The sequence below is a fragment of the Aquitalea sp. FJL05 genome (assembly GCF_003852595.1).
GTDB classification, from domain to species: Bacteria; Pseudomonadota; Gammaproteobacteria; order Burkholderiales; family Chromobacteriaceae; genus Aquitalea; species Aquitalea aquatilis.
The window spans coordinates 1-1,143 of the sequence record NZ_QAJS01000039.1 but is presented as its reverse complement, the minus strand read 5'-3'; the positions used below and the strand labels follow the sequence as shown (position 1 = coordinate 1,143).

The 1,143-nt window shown below is 57.0% G+C and carries 1 protein-coding gene; it reads left to right on the top strand.

Annotated features, from left to right (window positions below):
• Window positions 1-1,143: elongation factor Tu (tuf, locus tag DBR44_RS19410; protein ID WP_124645622.1), on the top strand; the 1,143-nt coding region annotated here is incomplete at both ends.

Below are 1,143 nucleotides of genomic sequence, written 5' to 3'. Positions count from 1 at the left end.
CAAACCGCACGTAAACGTCGGCACCATCGGTCACGTTGACCATGGTAAGACCACCCTGACCGCAGCGATCACCACCATTCTGTCGAAGAAGTTCGGTGGCGAAGCCAAGGACTACTCCCAGATCGACAGCGCGCCGGAAGAAAAGGCACGTGGTATTACTATTAATACCGCGCACGTAGAATACGAAACCGAAGCACGTCACTACGCTCACGTAGACTGCCCGGGTCACGCTGACTACGTTAAGAACATGATTACCGGTGCAGCCCAGATGGATGGTGCTATCCTGGTATGTTCCGCTGCTGACGGCCCGATGCCGCAAACTCGCGAACACATCCTGCTGTCCCGTCAGGTTGGCGTACCGTTCATCATCGTTTACCTGAACAAGGCTGACCTGGTTGACGACGCTGAGCTGCTGGAACTGGTTGAAATGGAAGTGCGCGATCTGCTGTCTTCCTATGACTTCCCGGGCGATGACACTCCGGTGGTAATCGGTTCGGCTCGTCTGGCACTGGAAGGCGACCAATCCGAAATGGGCGAACCGTCCATCTTCCGTCTGGCCGATGCTCTGGACTCCTACATCCCGACTCCGGAACGTGCCGTTGACAAGCCGTTCCTGCTGCCGATCGAAGACGTGTTCTCGATCTCCGGTCGCGGTACTGTAGTAACGGGTCGTGTAGAGCGTGGCATTGTTAAGGTTGGTGAAGAATTGGAAATCGTGGGCCTGAAGGCAACTGCGAAGACCACCTGCACCGGCGTTGAAATGTTCCGCAAGCTGCTGGACCAAGGTCAGGCTGGTGACAACGTAGGCGTACTGCTGCGTGGCACCAAGCGTGAAGACGTAGAGCGTGGCCAGGTTCTGGCCAAGCCGGGCACGATCACCCCGCACACCAAGTTCGCTGCTTCGGTATACGTACTGAGCAAGGATGAAGGCGGCCGTCACACCCCGTTCTTCGCTAACTACCGTCCGCAGTTCTACTTCCGTACTACCGACGTGACTGGTGCAGTAACCCTGTCCGAAGGCGTGGAAATGGTAATGCCGGGTGACAACGTAGAAATCACCGTAGAACTGATCGCTCCGATCGCTATGGAAGAAGGTCTGCGTTTCGCCATCCGTGAAGGCGGCCGTACTGTTGGCGCCGGCGT